The organism is Kitasatospora sp. NBC_01302 (assembly GCF_035976515.1).
Lineage (GTDB): Bacteria > Actinomycetota > Actinomycetes > Streptomycetales > Streptomycetaceae > Kitasatospora.
Window position 1 is genome coordinate 1,905,126 of record NZ_CP108404.1, and the last position, 22,105, is coordinate 1,927,230.

Annotated in this window: 11 protein-coding genes; 2 read left to right on the forward strand and 9 right to left on the reverse strand. The window is 69.8% G+C overall.

Features of this window, described 5'->3' with window-relative positions:
• Nucleotides 1-210: 210 nt before the first annotated feature.
• Nucleotides 211-8,373, reverse strand: a complete 8,163-nt coding sequence (locus OG294_RS07625) for a ricin-type beta-trefoil lectin domain protein (protein ID WP_327065658.1) — start codon at nt 8,371-8,373, stop codon at nt 211-213.
• A gap of 354 nt (nt 8,374-8,727) precedes the next feature.
• Here OG294_RS07625 and OG294_RS07630 point away from each other — a divergent pair, with 354 nt between their 5' ends.
• Entirely contained in the window at nt 8,728-12,930 is a 4,203-nt protein-coding gene (locus tag OG294_RS07630) for a ricin-type beta-trefoil lectin domain protein (RefSeq protein ID WP_327065659.1), read from the forward strand.
• Nucleotides 12,931-13,447: 517 nt separating this feature from the next.
• Here OG294_RS07630 and OG294_RS07635 read toward each other — a convergent pair.
• From OG294_RS07635 to OG294_RS07650, 4 genes are all read right to left on the reverse strand, one after another.
• Nucleotides 13,448-14,407, reverse strand: coding sequence for a pirin family protein (locus OG294_RS07635; protein WP_327065660.1), 960 nt, complete (start codon nt 14,405-14,407; stop codon nt 13,448-13,450).
• Nucleotides 14,408-14,435: 28 nt separating this feature from the next.
• On the reverse strand, nt 14,436-15,188 hold the full coding sequence (locus OG294_RS07640) for an RDD family protein (protein WP_327065661.1): 753 nt from the start codon (nt 15,186-15,188) through the stop codon (nt 14,436-14,438).
• Between the two features lie 66 nt (nt 15,189-15,254).
• A complete protein-coding gene (rpe, locus tag OG294_RS07645; protein WP_327065662.1) occupies nt 15,255-15,938 on the reverse strand; it encodes a ribulose-phosphate 3-epimerase in 684 nt (227 codons plus the stop codon).
• A gap of 76 nt (nt 15,939-16,014) precedes the next feature.
• Complete coding sequence (locus OG294_RS07650; protein ID WP_327065663.1) at nt 16,015-16,938, reverse strand: class I SAM-dependent methyltransferase; 924 nt, start codon at nt 16,936-16,938, stop codon at nt 16,015-16,017.
• Nucleotides 16,939-17,056: 118 nt separating this feature from the next.
• Between OG294_RS07650 and OG294_RS07655 the strand changes: the two genes are divergently transcribed.
• Complete coding sequence (locus OG294_RS07655; protein WP_327065664.1) at nt 17,057-17,896, forward strand: SDR family NAD(P)-dependent oxidoreductase; 840 nt, start codon at nt 17,057-17,059, stop codon at nt 17,894-17,896.
• Between the two features lie 21 nt (nt 17,897-17,917).
• Here the strand turns inward: OG294_RS07655 and OG294_RS07660 are convergent, their stop codons facing one another.
• The 4 genes from OG294_RS07660 to def form a co-directional block, all read right to left on the reverse strand.
• Nucleotides 17,918-18,889 (reverse strand): aldo/keto reductase, encoded by a 972-nt coding sequence (locus OG294_RS07660; protein ID WP_327065665.1) that lies wholly within the window; start codon nt 18,887-18,889, stop codon nt 17,918-17,920.
• A gap of 105 nt (nt 18,890-18,994) precedes the next feature.
• Nucleotides 18,995-20,446 (reverse strand): RsmB/NOP family class I SAM-dependent RNA methyltransferase, encoded by a 1,452-nt coding sequence (locus tag OG294_RS07665; RefSeq protein ID WP_327065666.1) that lies wholly within the window; start codon nt 20,444-20,446, stop codon nt 18,995-18,997.
• Nucleotides 20,447-20,520: 74 nt separating this feature from the next.
• Nucleotides 20,521-21,456 (reverse strand): methionyl-tRNA formyltransferase, encoded by a 936-nt coding sequence (fmt, locus tag OG294_RS07670; protein WP_327065667.1) that lies wholly within the window; start codon nt 21,454-21,456, stop codon nt 20,521-20,523.
• 80 nt (nt 21,457-21,536) lie between these two features.
• The gene (def, locus tag OG294_RS07675; RefSeq protein WP_327065668.1) at nt 21,537-22,082 is read right to left on the reverse strand and encodes a peptide deformylase; all 546 of its coding nucleotides are present in this window, start codon (nt 22,080-22,082) and stop codon (nt 21,537-21,539) included.
• Nucleotides 22,083-22,105 lie beyond the last annotated feature (23 nt).

Below are 22,105 nucleotides of genomic sequence, written 5' to 3' on the forward strand. Positions count from 1 at the left end.
GACCGGTTGAGCCAGCCATCCTGCGGCAAGCAGCACACCACGTGTAGCTGATCACCGCGGGGCGATTCGCATGTTGCGTCTTGCGGAGGTAGGTGCGAACCGAAACCTCCCCACATGCAGGGCAAAGCCACTCTGACTGATCTCGAAGGAAGTTTCGCTCTCGCCCCAGAGTCTCGATCTCCGAGGGTGCGAAGCGCCTCATCTGGGCCATCAACCCGTCCTCCGTGTAAAAATGCCGAGCATGGCTTGCCCGTAGATCTCGGCAGCGGACTCCGTTCCGCCCATGGAGCTCGGCCAAGTAGCGTACATCTGATGATGATAGATCTCATGGAAGATCGTGGCTACAGCCGTATCCATATCAGCCAGCCCCATATTGGAAATCTGAATCACCGGGCGGCCTCGCGGGCCCAGGTTCGGCATTCCACTACCATCATGGGGGCTATTCCCGTAGGCAGGCAGGCCATCTCCTGCAGTGCTGATCTCTGGAACGTGCACAATGTCGTAGTCGGAAACACTCATACCGGCTCGACCGAGCGCCATCTTCACCTGCTTGATGCTAACAGCAGCGCCATTTTTCCCACCAGGAGCACTCTGGGGGTCAACATCGCCGTCGCAGTTGTGCACAAGGACCGGCGTGGTCCCCGCCAGCACATAGTACGTGTGGAGCTGGTCCACCGTCAGGCTGATGCGATCAGCTGTCCCGCTGACCGTTCGCACTGCAGTGATATGAACAGAGGATCCGGATTCGGTCTCGAGAGCGTGCCCGACGACCAGGTTGCCGGCGAGGACCCAGCTGTGGTCGGTGAGGTCCCAGAAGGGGTGGTTGTCCGTGGTGTGGAGTGTCGCGGTCCTACCGTCCGAGTTGCCGACTGTCACGTCGACCAGGTCGTTGTCTTGCTTGACGTACGTGGCCGTTACAGTCTTGGCGCCCTGGTGGTCGCCTGTCTGGGGGTCTGCGGCCTGGACCTTGTCGCCGGTCTGGATGTCACCGATCGGCTTGCTCGTGCCGTCATCCATCATCACAGGGGTGTCGGCAGAAAAACTGCAGGCTCCAGCGAGCGGGCTGGACGCCGCAGCGTCGGAAGGGCCGTCACCCACCGCCCGGACCGCCCTGGCCGCGTCGGCGGCAGCCTGAGCCGCTTCGGCCGCCTTTGCCGCATCGGCCGCGGCCGACAGTGCCCTGACCGCCTTGACGGCATCCGTCGCCAGCGATACCGCCTTGAACACGTCGAGCGTGGCGGTGCCCAGAGCGGCGACGCTCCCCCCGAAGTGCCAGGTCTTGTAGAACTCGGTGGTCGGATCAGTGTGCGTCAGATCGGCGAACGGATGGTTGTCATCCGGCGGATCCGTGTGCGGCACGTAGGTCGAGCCCGGCGGCATACCGCTGTTGATCGTGTCTGCCCACGAGTTGTGCAGATCCGATCCGACATGGGTAGCAGTGTTGTAGAGATCGCCGAAGAGGCTGTCTCCGACTGCGGCCGCGGCGCCCTCCAGTGCCTTGGTGAGGCCGCCACCCACACAACGCTCACCTCCGCAGCCATCGATCTGCTGCCAGGGCACCGCATCGCCGCCACCGACGAGGCGAACGTTGGAGGACAAGCCGCTGGGGTCGCTGCTGGTGGTGGGATTGTCACCGGCGTAGGTGTAGCCGCCCATCTGGTTCGGATCGCCGGCCTCGAAGAGCGGGTCGGCGGTCAGGAAGCGACCGATGGCGGGGTCGTAGTTGCGTGCTCCGAGGAGGTCGAGCCCTGTTGTGGTGTCAGTGGGTTGGCCGAGGTAGCCGTGGTTGTCGGCCCAGGTGCTGGGGACCGGTCCGCGCAGGTTGCCGTACGGGTCGTAGGAGCGCCGGGTGACGGCGCCCGAGCTGGCGTCGACCTGGAGCTGTGCGGTGCCCTGGGGGGTGGTGGGCTGGTAGTCGACGGTCCCGTTGCTGTTGCGAACGATGACCGTGCCGTCGGGGCCGTTGTAGTACCGGGTGCCGGTGGTAGCGGTGCCGGTGAGGGTGAGCTGCTCGGCTCCACCGAAGAGGTAGAGGACCGTGTTGCTCGGGCCCCGCTGGATCAGCAGGTTGCCGTCGGCGTCGTACAGGTAGCCGGTGGTTTGCGGGCTGTTGGTGCCGACCGTCGTGGTGACGGCGGCGGTGCGGCCTTCCTGGTCGTAGGTGAAGGACTGGTTCTGGCTGCTGGGGGGTGTGACACCGACGACGGTCGGCGTCCACTTCTGGGGGTTGGTGTTGTTGCAGCCGTAGACCTGCAGCTGGGTACCCCCGTTGGTGGAACCGGAGGGGTCGTCCAGGCACAAGCCCGACGCCTGGTTCACCAGCGAACCGTTCGAGGTGCTCTTCCACCCCTGAGTACCACTGCCGCTGCACGTGGAGATATCGACCTTGGTGCCGCTACTGGTGCCACCACCCACGACATCCAGGCACTTTCCCAGGACGCGGATGGTCCCATCACTACCAACGGTCCAGTTCTGAGCGTTGGTGTTGTTGCAACCGTAGATGTCGACCGGATTGCCATCAGCGGTCGACGACTGACTGTCGTCCACACACAGGCGAGAACCATCACTCGCGGTCAGCTGCGAGAAGACAGGACCACCAGTGACCGTGCTGCCGACGACGGTCGGCGTCCACTTCTGGGGGTTGGTGTTGTTGCAGCCGTAGACCTGCAGCTGGGTACCCCCATTGGTGGAACCGGAGGGGTCGTCCAGGCACAAGCCCGACGCCTGGTTCACCAGCGAACCGTTCGAGGTGCTCTTCCACCCCTGAGTACCACTGCCGCTGCACGTGGAGATATCGACCTTGGTGCCGCTACTGGTGCCACCACCCACGACATCCAGGCACTTTCCCAGGACGCGGATGGTCCCATCACTACCAACGGTCCAGTTCTGAGCGTTGGTGTTGTTGCAACCGTAGATGTCGACCGGATTGCCGTCAGCGGTCGACGACTGACTGTCGTCCAGACACAGGCGAGAACCATCACTGGCCGCCAGTCCCGAGAAGACAGGGCCGCCCGTGGCCGTGTGGCTGGTGGTGGTCGCGCGGCTGATGGTGTTCCCGGCCTGGTCGTACTGCGCGGTGAGCGCCGAGGTACCGGCAGGGCCGGTGGTGGTGATGCTGCCGGCGGTGTTCGGTTGGGCCGCCGGGGCGGTGCCGTTGCCGGGGTAGCTGCTGCTCTGGGTGGTGTCGTTCGCGGTGTTGCCGGTGATGTCGTGCTTGGTCTGCCGGGTGCGGTCACCGAGCAGGTTGTAGGTGTAGGACTGCCAGTACGGGGCCGGGCCGCCGATGGTCGACGGTGTGGGCGAGGTGCTATTGCAGTGGGCGAGTTGGCCGGCGGTCGGTGAGCCGACCCCCGCGGTGTCTGTCCAGGCGGTGATCAGGCGGTCCAAGCCGTCGTACTGGTAGCACTGGGTGTCGAAGACCTGATCGGCGCCGCCGGAGGACTCCAGCTCACTGGTGGTGGTGAGGTTGCCGGCCGGGTCGTAGCCCAGGGTGGTGGCGCTGATCGGATTGTTGGTCGTGGTCTGCGGCGTGACACGGTTGGTGGTCAGTCGTCCAGTGGCATTGTCGTACGTCTGCGCGGTGCGCAGCTGTGCGCCGGCGTTGCCGTAGGTCGTCTGGAGGATCTGGCCGAGCGGACTGTAGTTGGCAATATCCAGGTAGTGGTTGAGCTGGCCGGAGCCGAATGCCGTGAGCAGGCCCTGCGCGTCATATCTGTAGCCGACGTCCTCGGCCTGCAGGCCGCCGTCCGCTCCGAAGAGGGTGTCGGTGAGCAGGCCGATGTCGGGGGTGTACTTCGCGCCGAGCGTGTAGGTGCCGGCGAGATTCCCTTCCGCAGCCGGAATGGTGACGCTGGAACCGGTGGGCTGGTAGGCGTTGTTGTAGCCGGTCACGGCCTGGGTGTATGCGCTGCCGGAGGCGCCGCCGACGTACCGCGTGGCGGAGGTCTGGTAGCCCTTGGCGAGGGTGTCGTAGCTGAAGGAGGTGAGTTGCTTGGTCGCGTCGGTGGTGCTGGTGCCCGCGTACTCACCCGTGCGGCGGCTGAGCTGGTCGTAGCTGTAGGCCAGGCTCTGCCCACGGGCGTCGGTCGTCGTGGCGACCCGGCCGAGCAGGTCGTAGCTGGTGGTGGAGGTCCCGCTGTCCGGGTCGGTCTGCGAGGTCCTGCGCCCCTGGAGATCGTAGCTGTACGACCAGGTGTTGCCGACGTTGTCCTTGACGGTGGCGACCTTGCCCGCCGGGGTGTAGGTGTAGGTGGTCGTCACGTCGCCGACGCCGGTGCCGCCGTGGGCCACCGAGGAGGTGGTCTGGCCGAGCGCGTTGGTGAAGACACTGGTCGGTGTGCCGCCGGGCGGTGGGGTGCTGTCGGTCTCGTCGGCGCCCGGATAGGACGTGCTGGACGTCCACAGGGGCTGCGCCATGGAGTTCAGCGTGCTGCTGACCGAACGCCCGAGCCCGTCGTAGACGTTGACGGTCTCCGACGGCAGGGTGTTCTCCTGCTCGACGAAGAGCGCGCTGTCCGGCGCGGTCGTGCTGTCCACGTACGGCGCGGTGCTGCTGTGGACCCAGCCGTGGCTGTCGTAATGCGTGGACGAGATCAGCCGGCCGGCGCTGTTGTCGGCGGGGGTCGTCTGGGTCTGGCGCTTCTGCAGGAAGCCGTCGTAGATGTCCACCGAGGTGCTGTAAGAGCCACCCTCGCGCAGCGTCTGCGTGGTGACCGAGGACGGGTCAGGGGTCGAACCGGTGCCGTGCACCGCGTAGCTGAAGACCATGTCCGCGCTCTGCGTGCCCATGGTCCGGCCGGGTAGCCAGGTCTGTGTCCTACGCCCGAGTGCGTCATAGGTCGAGTCGGTGACCCGGCCATTGACGTCGACCGCGTGCATGACCAGGCTGCGGGCCGGAGCGATGGTGCTGGTTGCGGTCCAGCCGGCCGGATTGGTGGTCGACACCGCAGTGGGGAGGGTCGCGGCCGCCGGTGTGAAGGCCGTGGTGGTCGCCGCACCAGCCGCGTCCAGGGCCTTGGTGGTGCGGCCGTACGCGTCGTACGTCGTGGCGCCCAAGGTCTGGAACACAGGGTTCCCGGAACCGTCGTAGGACTGGACGGCCTGGGACGAGGTGGCCAGGCCCAGAGTAGAGCCGTTGGCACCGAGTTGGCCCAGGGCCCCGGGGTTGGTGATGGTGCCGTCGCCGTCGTAGAACGTCCGGCGGTCGCTGACCGTGGTGCCGCTGCCAGGTGCAGTGCCACAGCCGCCGGAGACAGTGATCGTCTCGCTCGGGTAGGTCAGCATCATCGGATTCGACGCCGGCGGATTGGCGTAGCTGGTGGTGGTACAGGTCTCCTGCGAGGGGACAGCGAGGTCGCCCTTACTGTCCACCTGTTGCGGGCGTCCCAGGCTGTCGAGAGTGATATTGGTCTGCGTGAAGCGCCAACTACCGTTCGCCAACAGGGACATCGAACGGCTGGAGCTGCTCTGGCTGCGCCGGGCCGTCAGGTCGGGCAAGGAGGAGAGCGTTGCCGGCGCCGGAGACTTGGATGTCCAGGCCGTGCGTGGGCTGGAGGCCGTGGTCGTCACGGCCGGCACACCCGGCAAGGACTTGGCGACGGGGCTGCCGCCCACCTGGGTGTAGGTGTCGATCTCCTGTGCACTGCCGGCCAGCCAGGCGCTGTCGGTGGCGGATTCACCCAGCGAGTTCGCCAGGCTGATCGAGCGCTGGCTACCGTTTGCCTTGTAGTCCCCGTCCATGCCCTGGAAGTACGAGGTAACGGTCTGGGTCACCGGGTCCGGTGCCGCGCCTGTCGTGACGGTGACGGTGCGGTAGCCGCGGAACTGGTTCCAGGTGCGGTACTGGTCGTCCGTCAGGTCGGAGTCGTCGCGATGCCAGGCCGCGCCGCTGTACGCGTATGTGGTGATCCTGGCGGGCGAGCCGGCCTTGGTCGCGTCGTTGTCGGAGACCTGGGAGACCAGCGTCTTGTTGAACCAGTCCGCGATCGGCTGTGCCGCGCCTGGAGTGGTCCAGTAGGCCTGGTAGCAAGCCATGGTGTCAGTGTCCGGTGAGGGCATGGTGTTGTGGACCCGCGAGCACTCCGGCGCCCGGTAGTCCACGGCGATGGACTCGCCGGTCTCGGTCTGGATGCCGGAGATGCGTGGGTGGAAGAGCGGAGGCGCCGGGGCCACCGACGTGCTCGAACCGTCGACGCGGTTGTCCGTCTCGACGCCGGTGAAGGTGACCGGGTCGAGCGTGATGGTTCCGCTGCTGCCGGCTCCGGTATCCAAGCCGGTGTGCTGGATCTGGGACAGCCACATGATCGACTGCAGCGAGCCCGCGTCCGTGGGGTCGACGGTACTGCCGGTGACCGGGTCAACGGTCGCACCGGCGTTCGAGAACAGGTGGGTCAGTGCCCAGGAGTCGACGTCCTGCCAGCCGGAGCCGTTCTTCACCGACGTCTTGATCGACTGGAGTCGGGAGGTGGACCAGAAGCTCGGCGCAGCGATCTGGCAGACATTGTTGCCGGCACCGGATGTCGCCATGCCCGCGGTGCAGTTGAGGTCGTACGGGGTGTCCGGCCAGTTCGTCGCCGTCGTGGCGTTCAGGTTCGACGCCTGGCAGGTCGTGGGGTCGGTGGTGCAGCGCTGCGCGGGGGTGAAGACCACCTTCGCCGCCGGGTCGTGGCCCGCCTGCTCGTCGGCCAGCTTGTAGCCGTAGGAGATCTGGGTCAGGTAGCCGCCACGGGTGTAGGCGGTCATGGTGCCGCCGCCACCGGTCTGTGCGACCTGGCCGTAGCCCATGTTGTACCAGTTGGCCTCGTTGGCCCAGTCGTAGCGCTGAACGTTTCCGTTCGGGTCGACCACGAAGTCGAGGTTGAACCGCCAACCGGGCTCCGCGGCACACTGCGAGGCGTTGCCCTGGGCAGCGCTGTAGCAAGGGTCGCCAGGCTTGGGGTGGAAGACCGGGACGCCCCAGGCGCTGTTGGTCGCCGGGTCGGAGGTGGTCCCGGGAGAGTGGTTCAGGCCCAGGTAGTACTGGGTGCCGTCGGTCGTGGTGACCTTGAAGTACTCGCCGTTCCACAGGCCGTTCGAGGCACCCGACAGATCCTCGATCTTCGTGCCGTCGTCGCCCTGCAGGTGGTAGGCACCACTGCTGTCACGGACCAGCTGGCCCGAGTGTGCGCCAAGGGACAGGGTGGCGTTGTAACCGGCCCAGCACTCGTCGGCCGAACCCGTGATTCCGTCGGCCGAACAGGACTTGTACGAGCGCTCGATGAACCCGGGGGTGTAGTCCCAGCCGTCGCCGATCCACGAGGACTGTGAGTTGCGCGCCGAGGTCTCACCGTCGATCGACTGCGAGTTGTAGGACAGCGCAACCGACGGTGCGGAGCCGCCCAGCGCCGGAGGCACCTGGATCGGGTAGGCGTAGGTGAACGCACCGGAGGATGACTGCGACCATGAGCCGGACGCCGACAGCGACGTCGCGGTGTAGTCGCCCTGCGAGCTGGACGTGCCCGAGATCGCGGCCACCGCCGTGCCGGAGGCGCTCGTCGCACTCGTAGCCACCTGCGCGGCCTGCGAGGACCCGAGCAGCGCGGCGGAAACAGCCCTCGGCTGCCCCGCCGTACCACCCGTCGTGGCCGCCGCCTGAGTGGTGCCGCCCGGTAGGTCGACCGTCGCGGTCAGTTTGCCGGACTTCGGGTCGTTGCTCGTGGCCAGCGGCTGCTGCGTGCGGCACTCGGCCAGCTGAGGCGTGGTCAGTGCACAGGCCGGCATCGCGACCAGGTGCAGGCGCGAGGCCCAACCACCGCCGTACGCCTGCGCGATCGACGAGTAGTCGACCGACACGGAAACCTTGCCCGCCGCCGAGGATCCGTCGGCCCGCGACAGGCCCACCAGCAGACCATCCACGTTCGCCGCCTGCGCGGCCGCGTGATCCGCTGTCTGGACGCGCACCGCAGCAGGAGCGCCCGGGCTCGCCGCGCCGTCAGCGGCAGCAGCAGGCCGCGCCACACCCGCGGCAGGTCCAACGGACACTGGCGAGGCCGCCACCGCAGTGGTCGGCACGTTCGGTGCGGCGGCTGCGACAACCGCAGCGGCGGTGACTGCGGCCGCAGACGAACTCGCGTCACCCGCAGCAATGTTGACGGTCGTCGTCGACGCGCTCGGCCATTTCGGCGCAGTCGGTGCGTACTTCTCCAGTGCGCGCGAGCCGGGCGGTGCCGGCGTAGGCATCGATGCCGTCCGGCCGGTTGCCGGATGCCCCTGGACCTTCGGTTGGGCCGGCAGCGGATCGGCTGCCCACAGCTTGCCCTCGTACTGATAGCCGCCGACCACCGTGTCGGCCTCCGCCAGCGGCACCACCGTCGCCATCGCGGCGAGGACGGCCACCAGCACGGTTCCGCGCCGAGTTCCCGATCTCCTCAGTGGAGATGAGAACCAAGGCATGCGTGAACGCACTCTGATCCCCCACACTTCACGTTTTCACCAGAAAAGTCGTCAAAAGACCGGCCAGGCACAAGACGTGACCAGCCGGAACGCTATTGGCAATCGAACACGCGCCGCAATACCCTGCATACCGACTGCCACTCATGGCAGCCTCATGGGCACCCGAACCCCTTGGTTCGGCACTGGTCAAAGCGTCCCAGCCTCCGGCGAACCGGACATACCGCCAGATGCCGAGTAAAGGAATACCCAAGAGGCGCAGTGAATATTTTGCTTACCCTTGACGCAAAGGACTCCTCCGTGGCCAACCTCGGCCCTAGATCGTCCGCGCGCCCGCTTCACCGGCGCCGACTGGCGCTGATAGCAGCGCTGACCACCGTCCTCACCGGCACGACCGGCCCCGCGCTGGCTGCCGGCTCCGGGACCGCTTCCACGCCAACCGCTTCGCCCGTCAGCACGCAGCCGGCCCTCACTCCGCTACCCGCCGACCAGGCCGGGCCGACTCAGCTCGCGCTGGCACAGGCGAAGAGCGCCAACAAGCCGGTCACCATCGACGCGCTGACCACCGAGACCAGCCTGACCGTCGCGAACCCGGACGGTACGTTCACCACCACCCAGAACGTGCTGCCCACCCGGGTGAAGCAGAACGGCAGTTGGACCGATGTCGACGCCACTCTGGCCCACAACGGCGACGGGACCTTCTCGCCGAAGGCCACCGCCTCCGGTGTCGCCCTCTCCGGCGGTGGCACCGCCCCGCTGGCCACGTTCACCGATCCGGCCGGCCGCCAGCTCGCCCTGACGCTGCCGTTCGCGCTCCCCGCACCGAGCATCCAAGGCGACACCGCGACCTACACCGGTGTCCTGCCCGACGTCGACCTCCAGGCCACCGTCACCGACCAGGGCGCCTTCCACGAAGTCCTCGTCGTCAAGAACGCCCAGGCCGCGGCCGACCCGCAGCTCAAGACCCTGCGACTGGCCATCAACAGCAACGGTCTGAACACCAGCACCGACGCCGACGGCAACGTCACCGTCAAGGCCGCCGACGGCACCGCCGCCTTCAGCGCCCCGGCCCCCGTCATGTGGGACTCCGCCACCACGGCGACCCCCGCCGCCACCGTGGCCACGGCTTCACACGCCAACGCGCTCGCTTCCGAGACCGCACCGAGCACCACCCCCGGGGCGGCCCCCGTATCACCGGCCGACCCGCCGAGCGCCGTCGACCCCGCCGGCAACCCCGTCTCCACCAAGGACGGCCCGGGCCAGGACTCGCACATAGCCAAGATCGCCGTCCAGGCCGACAACAGCAGCCTCACCCTGGCCCCCGACACCTCCCAACTCAACGGCGGGAGCCCCGTCTACCCGCTGTACATCGACCCCGCCGTCGCGCCCACCGGCACCACCAACCACTACGCCGAGATCAAGGAAGGCTGTCCCGACCAGGCCCTCTACGACAACGCGCAGGAGCACGGCGAGGGGATCGGCTACCAGCACTACCCCGGCGGCTGCGACGGCCTCTACCGCTCGTTCTACGAGATCAACACGAGTGCGCTCACCGGCAACATGCAGATCCAGAACTCGAAGCTGTACCTGACCGAGACCTCCGGCGCCGACCAAGACACCACCGGCAAGGACACGTGGGGCGTGGGCCTCAACTACACCATCGGCATCAACGGCGGCACCACCTGGACCCACCAACCGCCCGCCATCGCCAGCCTCGGCCAGCAGTACATCCTCCCCGCGAACAGCACGAACGGGTACCAGCAGGCCATCTTCGACGTGACCGGCACAGTCAGCCAGAACCTGGGAGCCGGCAACCTGACCTTCGGCATCTACGGCAACGAGAACAAGTACCCGGGCAACTACGGGTTCATGCGCTTCAGCACCAACCCGTACCTGGTCACCACGTACGAGATCCCGCCGAACATGCCGGACTCGGTGTCCATCAACCAGAACGGCGCCGTCTGCAACGGCGGCAACCCCGGCTGGCTCGGCGCCACCACCCCGTACAGCAACGTCTCCAACGTCCAGCTGAGCGCCCGCCTGACCACCAACATGCCAGGCGTCAACCTGTGGGGCGGCTCCCGCCTGCTCGACAACACGACCAACGACGGCAGCGGCAACCCGTTCACCGCCGGTTGGCCGGCCAGCCCCGGCTCGGTCAGCAGCGGCGGCACCGTCCAGATCCCGGTTCCGGTCGCCCTCTCCGACGGACACCAATACTCCTGGCAGGTCTGGGCCACCGACCAGTCCCGCAACGGCCCGCCCGCCACGCCCTGCGTCTTCAACGTCGACACCACCCCGCCGAGTATCGCCGTCTTCACCCCGTCCTCGGCCTTCCCGCCACTGGGAAGCGGCCGGACTCCCACGGCCCACGCGGGTGACCCCAACATCTCGATCCAGGTGTCCAGCACCGACCCGACGCCGGGCGGCTGCACCCGCAACGCATGCGTCAAGAGCGGTGTCGCCGAGTTCCTGTGGTCACTGGACAGCAACGTCCCGACCGTCGGCGCCCACACCATCAACGTGGTCCCGGACGGCAACGGCACCGCGACCGCCAACATCCCGATCAACCTCCCGACGAACCAGTGGGGAACCCACACCCTGTACGTCGAGGCCGTCGACGGCGCCGGCAACACCCAGGCAACCGTCGCCCAGTACAGCTTCTACGCGCCGTGGAACCCCAATGCCAAGGTCGCCACCGGCGACGTCACCGACGACGGCACCCCGGACCTGGTCACCCCGAGCAGCAACGGCAACCTGATCGTGATCCCGGGCAACAGTGACGGGTACTCCCAGCAGATCATCGCCTCGACACCGTCCACCAGCCCCGACGGCCACGGCTGGGACAGCTTCCTCGTCGCCCACGGCGGAAGCCTCACCCAGTCCGGTATGGACGACCTGTTCGCCTACAGCAAGAACAGCAAGCAGCTCTACACCTACCGGAACGACTCCACGGCGACACCCCCCGGCACACCGGGCCACTTCAGCCTGACCCAGAACATCAGCACGCCGCTGGCCAAGCCGAACTGCGCGCCCGTCCAGCAGAGCACCTGCACCGCTTACGCCTCAACCTGGCCCTCGTCCTCCCTCCAGCAGATGATCTCCCCCGGGACACTCTCCACCGCGGCCCTCCAGGCCGCAGCGGGCACCGGAACGAACATCCCCCAGGCCCCCGATCTCCTCACCGTGGAGAACGGCAAGCTCTGGTACTACACCTCCGGCGCGAACGCGAGCACCTACCTCAACTCGGCCTACCCGATCGGCGCAGCGGGCGACTGGTCCAACACCACCCTCATCGGCGTCGGCCGGGTCGGCGCCACTCCCAGCACCATCAGCGTCCCCGCCAACAACTCGACGCCCGCCCACAGCTACACCGACGAGATCACCGGTACCCCCACCCTCTGGGTCCGCAACAACACCACAGGTGCGATCAACAGCTACCCGCTGACCTTCGACAGCACGGGCAAGCCGACCAGCCAGCTCACCCCGCCCGGCCAGGCCGCCCTGCAAGCCGTCGTCGGTGCCAACAACACCGCGCTCTGCCTGGACGACGCCAACGGCGCGACCAACGACGGCGCCATGGTCCGCATGTACGTCTGCAACAACTCCGCATCGCAGGCACTGACCTACGGCACCGACCAGACGCTGCACGTACTCGGCAAGTGCCTGGACGTCAATCAGAGCGGCATCACCAACGGCACCAAGGTCCAGCTCCACGACTGCAACAACACCTCCGCCCAGCAGTGGGCGGAAGGCAGCAACGGCTCGCTGGTCTCGCAGGTCAGCCCACAGGCCCAGATGTGCCTGGACGACCCGAACGGCAACACCGACGGCACCGCCCAGCTGCAGATCTACACCTGCAACGGCAGCAACTCCCAGAACTGGGCCGCCGGCACCACCCTGCCGACCCCGCAGACCGTCCTCAACATCGGCCTCAACAGCACAACCTTCCCCCAAGTGATCACCCCCGGTGACGTCAACGGCGACGGCAACCCCGACCTCTACGCCGTCAACAACCTGCAGCAGGTCTACGAGTACCCCGGCACCACACCGAACGGCACGCTCCCCCAGCTCGGCAACCCGGTCGCACTCGGACTGCTCGGTGCCGACGTCAACGCCACCCTCACCGGCGGCAGCATCATGCGCCCGGGAGACACCGCCTACTCGGCCCACACACGCCTGGTCATGCAACCCGACGGGAACCTCGTGCTGTACTCCCTGAAGACCAGCCAAGCCCTCTGGAGCAGCGGCACTTACAACAACCCCGGCGCCTGGGCCACCATGCAGACCGACGGCAACCTCGTCGTCTACAAGCCCCTCACGGACGGCAACGGCAATCCCACATACCCCACCCCCGGCAGCGCCGCAAACGCCCTGTGGAGCACGAACACCCTGAACAATGCAGGCGCCAAGGCCATCGTCCAGGACGACTGCAACTTCGTGGTCTACAACTCCGCCGGGACCTACATCTGGAAGTCCGACACCTACAACCCGAACCCGTGACGACCGACCCGACCAAGACAGCGCGGCTCCTCACTGCACTCGCCACGACCGGGGCAGCACCCCACTGACCGAGCGCGCTCCCGCAAGCGCAAGCACCGCACGACACAGCGCGCCCAATACCCGTACCCCCTCCGCCGAGGGGGTACGGCCGTTTGGGGAGCGATTTTCACCCTGCGCGGGCCGACTCGTCTGATGCCCTGGGTGTACTGAACTGTGGGGCCACGGTGGAGCGTCGCGCCTGCTCATACGATCACTGCGGATTGGGTGAGCTCCGCCTGACGAGCAGCCTGATGACAGGCGTCGCCCGAGCAGCGTCAACTTCGTGAGACCAGGGCACGCTATCGCTCGCGGCGACATCGTGGCCTGCAGCGATGGTCATACGCGCGGCGGGACCCGAGCTCTGGGTTCCCCAGCGTTCATTGAGCCGGGCAAGGCATCCGCGTTTGTCCTCGCTCGCGATGGCGGGCAACACGCACACCGGCGGCCCGACTCCAGCCGCCCCTGTCAGCGCAACGAATCAGCGCGCCCTCCCCCGTGGCTTCAGGGGCACTTGCGGCACCTCGGGAGCGGCCAGCCGCTGTCCGTCGTAGCCGTGCAGCTCACCGAACCTCGACCCGGTCATCCACTCCTCGCGCGCCTGCCTGATGTCCTCGTCGGTCCGGCCGATGAAGTTCCACCACATGACGATCTCCTCCTCGAACGGCTCGCCGCCCAGGAGCAGCAGCGAGGCGTCGGTGCGGGCCAGCAGGGGGAGTTCGCGGCGGCCGCAGCCGAGGTAGAGGATCGAACCCGGCTCCACGAGGACGCCGTCCACGTCGACGCTGCCGCTTATGGCGAGTGCCGCGTACTCGAAGGCGGGTTCCAGGGGGAGGCGGGTGGCGGTGCGCTCGGTGAGGGTGAGGTCGACGCCGAGCAGGGGGGTGTAGGTGGTGCCGGGCGAGGTGGCGCCGTCGACCGAGCCGAGGATGACGGTGCCGTGCAGGCCGGCGGCGGTGATCTCGGGGAGGTGGGCGTGGTGTTCGAAGGTGGGGGCGGTGTGGCGGTGGGCGTCGGGCAGGGCGACCCAGAGCTGTGCGCCGTGCAGGAACCGCGCGTGCGAGCGCGGGGATTCCTCGGAGTGCGAGATGGCCCGGCCCGAGGTCATCAGGCCCAGCTCGCGCGGCCGGACGGTCTGCAGGCTGCCCAGGCTGTCGCGGTGCAGCACCTCGCCCTCGTGCAGCCAGCTGACCGTCTGCAGGCCCATGTGCGGGTGCGGCGGGACCTGCATGCCGGGCTCGTCGGCGATGTCGTCGGGGCCGTAGTGGTCCACGAAGCACCAGGCGCCGACCATCCGCCGCCCCATGGCGGGCAGCAGTCGGCGCACCTCGGTGCTCTCGCCGAGCTGTACGGCCCGTCCGGTCAGCAGCTCACGGACCGGGCCGGTGCTGGCATCGCCGCCGCAGCGGGTCGCAACGGGCTTGAGATCAAGGTTGCTCATCGCCCCACCGTAACGGTCTGACGGGCGCTCAGCGGCGATCGCCCACCGCCGGAGTCACCCGCCGGGCGCCGCGGACCCCGGTGCCCGCCAGCCGGTCGGCGAGCGAGCGCCGCACGCCCAGCAGGGCGGGGACGGCGTTGGCCCAGAGCAGCGCGACGGCCAGCGCCCAGCAGAGGGCGGCGAGCAGGAACGATCCGCCGACGAGCAGCGAGCAGGCCAGCGCGAAGCAGCCGATGTCGGCGACCGTGGTGACGGCGGCCCGGACCGCGGCCCGACGCCGTCCGAGGACGCCCGGTTCGCGCCAGTCGCCGACCCGCAGCCGGAGCAGGGCCTTGCCCAGGGTCCGGCCGGACAGCGCGAGCGCGCCGAACTGGTAGGCGAAGGTCAGCAGCACCAGCGCGCCGAGGCCCTGCTGGACGTCGGACAGTGCCGAGTGCCAGAGCGAGCGGCCCAGGCCCTCGGCCGCACCGACCAGGTGACCGTGCGACTTGACGAGCTGCCAGGCGCTCTCGCCGGCCAGGCTCGGCACATTGGTGAGCAGCAGCCCGATCCGGTGCATCGTCACGATCACGACCAGCGTGGCGGTCGCCAGGACCAGCGCGAAGTCGACCAACCAGGCCAGCATCCGCCGCCCGACCCCGGCCATGACCTCGGCCGCGACGTCGCCCATGACCTCGGCCGCGACCTCGGCCGAAGCGCCGACGAAGGCCGAAGCATCAGCCCCGGCCCAGCCCCCGACGCCAGGCGCGTCGCCAACCACATACGGGCCCGCTTGGGACACGTACTCCCCCTTGTTGAGAACAGTCCAGTGTGAAGAACAGTCCAGTGATGCGCGCCGGCACCGGCCTCAGTGCCGGCAGGCCCACCCGGCGCCGGCCGTGGCCGCCTCCGCCTGCGCGCGCAGCGAGCGCACCGCCTCGGCGGGGTCGGCGGCGCCGTACACGGCGGAGCCGGCCACGAACACGTCCGCGCCGGCCTCGGCGCAGCGCTCGATGGTGGCGGGCGCGACCCCGCCGTCCACCTGGAGCCAAAGCTCCAGGCCGTGCTTGCTGATCAGCTCACGGGTGCGGCGGATCTTGGGCAGCATGATGTCCAGGAAGGACTGGCCGCCGAAGCCGGGCTCGACGGTCATGATCAGCAGCATGTCCAGCTCGGGCAGCAGGTCCTCGTACGGCTCGATCGGCGTCGCGGGCTTGAGCGCCATCGAGGCGCGGGCGCCCTTGGCCCGGATCTCGCGGGCGAGGCGGACCGGTGCGGCGGCGGCCTCCACGTGGAAGGTCACCGAACCGGCACCGGCCTCCACGTACTGCGGGGCCCAGCGGTCGGGCTGCTCGATCATCAGGTGGCAGTCCAGCGGGGTGTCCGTGGCGCGGGCGAGCGACTCCACCACCGGAATGCCCAGCGTCAGGTTGGGCACGAAGTGGTTGTCCATCACGTCGACGTGCAGCCAGTCGGCTCCGCGCACCGCCTCGGCCTCCTGGGCCAGGCGGGCGAAGTCCGCGGACAGGATGCTGGGGTTGATCTGCGCCATTTCCGAAAACCTTCACCACTCGTCGGACCGGCCACCCACGCGGTCGCCTGCCCCTATCATCCCCTGCGCACCAGGTTCAGGCCCCGCCCGGGGTGCGCTCCAGCACGATCACGTCGTACCGCTCCTGAACAGCCGCCGCCGACCGCACCCCGCCGGGGGCATCCCCGTCAGCAGCATCCCCGCCCGCCAGCTCCACGCCCAGCTCCTCTCCCAGCTCCTCCCGCAGCTCCTCGTCCAGCCGGGCCAGCCCCGCCGCGAACTGCTCCCCGCTCAGCGCGAGGAACTTCGACTGCGCCCGCCCGGCCACCTGCTCCCGCCAGCTCCGCAGGTCGGCGGCGACCGGCTGCGCGTAGGAGCGCACCTGGTGCACGGCGAAGCCGGCCGCCCCGAAGTCGGCGAGCAGCTCGCCCTCGGTCGGGAACCGCAGCGCGTCACTGGCCAACAGCTGCGGCCAGTACCGGTAGACGGGCGCGTCGAGCCGCTCGCGCACGGTGGTGCGGATCACCAGGCGCCCGCCGGGGCGCAGCACCCGGGCGAGCTCGCGCGCGGCGGCGGGGCGGTCGGGCAGGTGGTGGACGACGCGGGAGAGCAGCGCCAGTCCGAAGCCGGCCGTCGGGACGGGCAGCCGCTCGGCGGAGCCGTCCAGGTACCGCACCCGGGGGTGGGCGTTGTGCGCGGCGGCCTGCTCCCGCATCGGCTGCGACGGCTCCACGCCGGTCACGATGGCGGCGGGGAGTGCGCGGGCCAGCGCGGCACAGAACATGCCCGTTCCGGCGCCCACCTCCAGCACCGCGGGAGCGGGCTGGGCCCCTACAGCCGGCGCCCCCGGCACCGCGCGAGCCCCCGGCACAGCGGGAGCATCCGATACCGCGGGAGCGCCCGGCCCGGTCGGCGCGTAGCCGGCGATCAGCTCCGCCCAGGCCCGCAGCGACCGCGCGGGCAGCTCGTTGCCACGCTCGTACGACGCCGCCAGCTGCGGGTCCTCATATGCGTTTGCCATCATCCGTCCCTCCCGAGAATCCTGGACACCGCACTCCCCCAAGCCCCCAAGCCCCAACACCCCAGCCCCCCACCACACCAACACCCCAACACCCCAACACCCCGCCGGAGCTGACACCATGCCACACACCCCCACCACCATCCTGATCACCGGCGCCACCGACGGCCTGGGCCGCGAACTCGCCCTGCGGCTGGCCGGCCCCGGCACCCTGCTGGTGCTGCACGGCCGGTCCGCCGAGCGGGCCGCCGAGGTGCAGCGGCAGGTGCGCGCGGCCGGCGGCGAGGCGGAGGTCCGCCTCGCCGACCTGGGCGACCTGCGCCAGGTGGACCGGCTCGCGGACACCGTACTGGCCGACTTCGACCGGCTCGACGTCCTGGTCAACAACGCGGGGATCGGCTTCGGCACCCCGGACTCGGGCCGCCAGGAGTCCGCCGACGGCATCGAACTGCGCCTCGCCGTCAACTACTTGGCCGGCTACCGGCTGACCGGGCGACTGCTGCCCCGGCTCACCGAGGCGGCGGCCCCCGGGAAGGCGGCACGGATCGTGAACGTGGCCTCCGCCGGGCAGCACCCGATCGACTTCGCCGACCCGCAGCTCACCTCGCACTACGACGGCGTGGTGGCCTACCGGCGCAGCAAGCTCGCCCAGATCATCGCCACCTTCGACCTGGCCGAACGGCTGGCCGAGGCGGACGTTCCGGTCACGGTGAACGCCCTGCACCCGGCCAGCTTCATGGCCACCACCATGGTCCAGGAGGCCGCGGTGACCCCCTTGAGCACGGTCGCCCAGGGGGTCGAGGCGACCCTCCAGCTGGTCACCGGATCCGCGGGGGCGCGCACCGGCCGGTACTTCAACGGGCTTCAGCCCGCCACCGCCGACCAGCAGGCCTACGACCCCGATGCGCGCACCCGACTCCGGTCGCTCTCGGACGAGTTGATCGCCCACGCGCTCTCCTGACCGGGACGCACCCCACCAGGACTACCAGGCGTACGCCTCCGGCGCCGTCCGGTACCCGGGGAAGATCTCGTCCAGCCGGTCCAGCGACTTCTGATCGAGCGTCAGGTCCACCGCCCGCACCGCCGCGTGCAGTTGCTCCAGGGTGCGCGGCCCGACGATCGGCGCGGTCACGGCCGGGCGGGTGAGCAGCCAGGCGAGCGCGATGTCGCCGGGCTCGTGGCCCAGTTCGGCCGCGAAGTCCTCGTACGCCTGGAGCTGCTCGCGCTTGTCGGCCACCGTGTCGGCCGCCCGGCCGCTCAACCGCCGCACCCCTTCACGGTCCTTGCGCAGCACGCCGCCGAGCAGTCCGCCGTGCAGCGGCGACCAGGGGATGACCCCGAGGCCGTACGCCTCGGCAGCGGGCAACACCTCCAACTCCACCGACCGCTCCAGCAGGTTGTAGAGGGACTGCTCGCTGGTCAGGCCGAGGAAGCCGCGCGCCTTGGCCGTCTCCTGGGCGCGGGCGATGTGCCAGCCGGCGAAGTTGCTGGACCCGACGTAGACGATCTTGCCCTGGGCGACCAGCACCTCCATCGCCTGCCAGATCTCCTCCCACGGAGTGCTCCGGTCGACGTGGTGCATCTGGTACAGGTCGATGTAGTCGGTCTGCAGCCGCTTCAGGCTGGCGTCGACGGCGCGGCGGATGTTGAGCGCGGAGAGCTTGCCCTCGTTGGGCCAGGTCCCCATGTCGCCGTAGAGCTTGGTGGCGATCACCGTGCGCTCGCGGCGCCCGCCGCCCTGGGCGAACCAGTTGCCGATGATCTGCTCGGTGCGGCCGCGGTTCTCGGCCCATCCGTAGACGTTGGCGGTGTCGAAGAAGTTGATGCCCTGGTCGTGCGCGACGTCCATGATCTGGTGGGCGTCGGGCTCTTCGGTGTGCGGGCCGAAGTTCATGGTGCCCAGGCAGAGACGGGAGACGCGGAGGCCGGTCCGGCCGAGGTGGGTGTACTCCATGATCCCACTCTCTGCCGCGACCGGCCCGCTGTCCAGCACTTTCGGAACCCGCACCTGACGTCAGCTCAGCAACACCGGGCCCCGAACCCCCAAGCCCTCAGCCCCTCACGCAGCGCGCCGCAGCAGCGCCAGGTACATCGCGTCCGTCCCGTGCAGGTGCGGCCAGAGCTGGACGTCCGGCCCCTCCCCCAGCGCGGGCACGCCGGGCAGCAGTGGTCGGGCGTCCACCCACTCGACGTCCGCGCGCCCGCGCAGCACGTCGTCCACCACGGCCCGGGTCTCCGCCAGGTGCGGCGAGCAGGTCGCGTAGCCGACCACGCCGCCGACCCGGACCGCGTCGAGCGCCGAGCGCAGCAGGTCGCGCTGGAGCGGGCCGAAGCCGGCCACGTCCTCGGGCCGCCGGCGCCAGCGCGCCTCGGGGCGCCGGCGCAGCGCGCCCAGACCGGAGCACGGCACGTCGACCAGCACCCGGTCGAAGCTGCCGGGCCGCCAGGCGGGCCTGGTCCCGTCGGCGGTGATCACGGTGTACGGACCGGGGTTGCCGTCCAGCGCGCGGGCGACCAGCCGGGCCCGGTGCGGCTGCCGCTCCGAGGCGACCAGCGCGGCGCCGCGCCCGGCGGCCAGCGCACCGAGCAGCGCGGCCTTGCCGCCCGGCCCCGCGCAGCCGTCCAGCCAGAGCCGGTCGGGACCCTCCAGCGGAGCCGCGGCCAGCGCGAGGGCGACCAGCTGGCTGCCCTCGTCCTGCACACCGGCCTGGTTCTGCTGGATCGCCGGTAGCGAGCCGGGGTCGCCGCCCTCGGCCAGCCGCACCGCGTACGGCGACCAGCGCCCGGGCGAGCTGTCCGGCAGCTCGGCCGCGAGCTGCTCGGTGGCGATCCGCCCGGGGCGGGCCACCAGGGTGACCTCGGGGCGGTCGTTGTCGGCGCGCAGCAGCTCCTCCACCGCGACCCGCCCGGCGGCACCGGGCTGCCAGCGGCCCAGCGAGTCCCAGAGCGCGGAGACCACCCAGCGCGGGTGGGAGTGGACCACGGCCAGGTGGTCCTCGGCGTCATCCTCGTACGGCGGGGCGACCTGGGCGATCCACGCCTCCAGGTCCTGCGCGCTGATCCGGCGCAGCACGGCGTTGACGAACTTGGCCCGCCCGTCGCCGATCTCCGCCCGGGCGAGCTCCACGGTGGCCGAGACGGCGGCGTGGCTGGGGATCCGGGTGGCCAGCAGCTGGTGCGCGCCGAGCGAGAGCACGTCCAGGACCGGCGGGTCCACCTCGCGCAGCGGCCGGTCGATGCAGGCGGCGATGATCGCGTCGTAGGTGCCCTGCAGGCGCAGCGTGCCGTAGACGAGCTCGGTGGCGAGGGCGGCGTCGCGCCGGTCCATGCCCTTCTGCTCGGCCTCGCGCAGCAGCGAGGGCAGGATCAGGTTGGCGTAGGCGTCCCGCTCGTCGACGGCGCGCAGGGCGCGGAAGGCGACGCTGCGCGCCGGGTCCTTCTTGGGACGGCGGTGCGGGCGGGGGGCGCGCTTGACGGACTTCGACGCGGGGTTCGACGCGGGGGTGCTCATGGGGACCTCAAAAGTGCTACGGGGATATCAGAAACAGTAACGCCGGAGCGCGCGGACCGGCGGCCGGTCACACCTCAGCCGCCGAGCAGCTCGCCGCTCTCGATCCGCACCCCGCGCGCCCAGTCCGCCGCCCGCATCGGCTTCTTGCCCTGCGGCTGGACCTCGCCCAGCTCGACCTCGTGGCTGCCGGTGCCGACCCGCACCGCGTTCTTGCTCACCGCGAGTTCGCCGGCGGCCAGCTCCGCGCCACCGGGCAGCAGCTTCACCGGCCCGGAGAGCTTGAGCCGCTCGCCGCGGAAGGTGGTCCACGCACCGGGCGCGGGCGCACAGCCGCGCACCAGGCGGTCGATCGCCAGTGCGGGGTGGCGCCACTCGATCCGGGCGTCCTCGACGTTGATCTTCGGCGCCAGGGTGATCCCGTCGGCCGGCTGCGGGACGGCGACCAGGCTGCCGTCCTCGATGCCGTCCATGGTGGCGGTGAGCAGGCCGGCGCCGGCCCGGGCCAGCCGGTCGAGCAGCTCGCCGCTGGTGTCGGTGGGACGGATCTCCTCGGTGATCACGCCGAAGACCGGGCCGGAGTCCAGGCCGCGCTCGATCCGGAAGGTCGAGGCACCGGTCACCTCGTCACCGGCCAGCACCGCGTGCTGCACGGGGGCGGCCCCGCGCCAGGCCGGCAGCAGCGAGAAGTGCAGGTTGACCCAGCCCTGCGCGGGGATCTCCAGGGCCGCCTCGCGCAGCAGCGCGCCGTAGGCGACCACGGGGCAGCAGTCCGGGGCCAGCTCGGCCAGCCGTGCCAGGAACTCGGGCTCGCTCGGCTTGGCCGGCTTGAGCACCTCGATGCCGGCCTCCGCCGCCCGCTGGCCGACGGGGCTCGCCACCAGCTTGCGTCCGCGCCCGGCGGGGGCGTCGGGACGGGTGACCACCGCGACCACCTCGTGCCGCTCCGAGGCGAGCAGCGCCTCCAGCGCGGGGACGGCGACCTCGGGGGTTCCGGCGAAGACGAGACGCAAGGCAGTAGTCCTTCGGATCAGTCGAGTTGACGAGAGCGTCAGAAGCGGCGAACGGGAGGGTCAGGAGCGGCGAACGGCGGTCAGCGGATCGGCCCGAACGTGCTGTGCGGCGATATCCGCAGCTCGGGGGCCGGACCGTCGCCCCACTCGGCCTCGCGGATCGCCCGCATCGCCGCCTTGCGGGTCTCCCGGTCCAGCCGGTCGATGAAGATGATCCCGTCCAGGTGGTCCGTCTCGTGCTGGATGCAGCGGGCCAGCAACTGGGTGCCCTCGACGGTCACCGGGTCGCCGTACTCGTTGAACCCGCGGGCCACCACGCCGAACGCGCGCTTGGTGTCGAACCGCAGTCCGGGCAGCGACAGGCAGCCCTCGGGGCCGTCCTGCTCCTCCTCCGTCAACGACAGGTCGGGGTTGATCAGATGACCGGTCACGCCGTCCACGTGGTAGGTGAACACCCGCAGCGAGATGCCGAGTTGCGGCGCGGCCAGGCCCGCGCCCGGCGCGTCCAGCATGGTCTCGGTCAGGTCCTTGACGAGGGTGCGCAGTTCCTTGTCGAAGGTGGTCACCGGCTGCGCCTTGGCGCGCAGGACCGGGTCACCGAAGATCCGGATCGGCTGGATCGCCACGGCGGCGGGCTCCTTCTCGGTCG

Coding starts and splice junctions, on each gene's coding strand:
- OG294_RS07635 (WP_327065660.1), bottom strand. CDS start 14,407: ATGAGCAACCTTGATCTCAAGCCCGTTGCGACCCGCTGCGGCGGCGAT.
- rpe (WP_327065662.1), bottom strand. CDS start 15,938: ATGGCGCAGATCAACCCCAGCATCCTGTCCGCGGACTTCGCCCGCCTG.
- OG294_RS07650 (WP_327065663.1), bottom strand. CDS start 16,938: ATGGCAAACGCATATGAGGACCCGCAGCTGGCGGCGTCGTACGAGCGT.
- OG294_RS07655 (WP_327065664.1), top strand. CDS start 17,057: ATGCCACACACCCCCACCACCATCCTGATCACCGGCGCCACCGACGGC.
- OG294_RS07660 (WP_327065665.1), bottom strand. CDS start 18,889: ATGGAGTACACCCACCTCGGCCGGACCGGCCTCCGCGTCTCCCGTCTC.
- OG294_RS07665 (WP_327065666.1), bottom strand. CDS start 20,446: ATGAGCACCCCCGCGTCGAACCCCGCGTCGAAGTCCGTCAAGCGCGCC.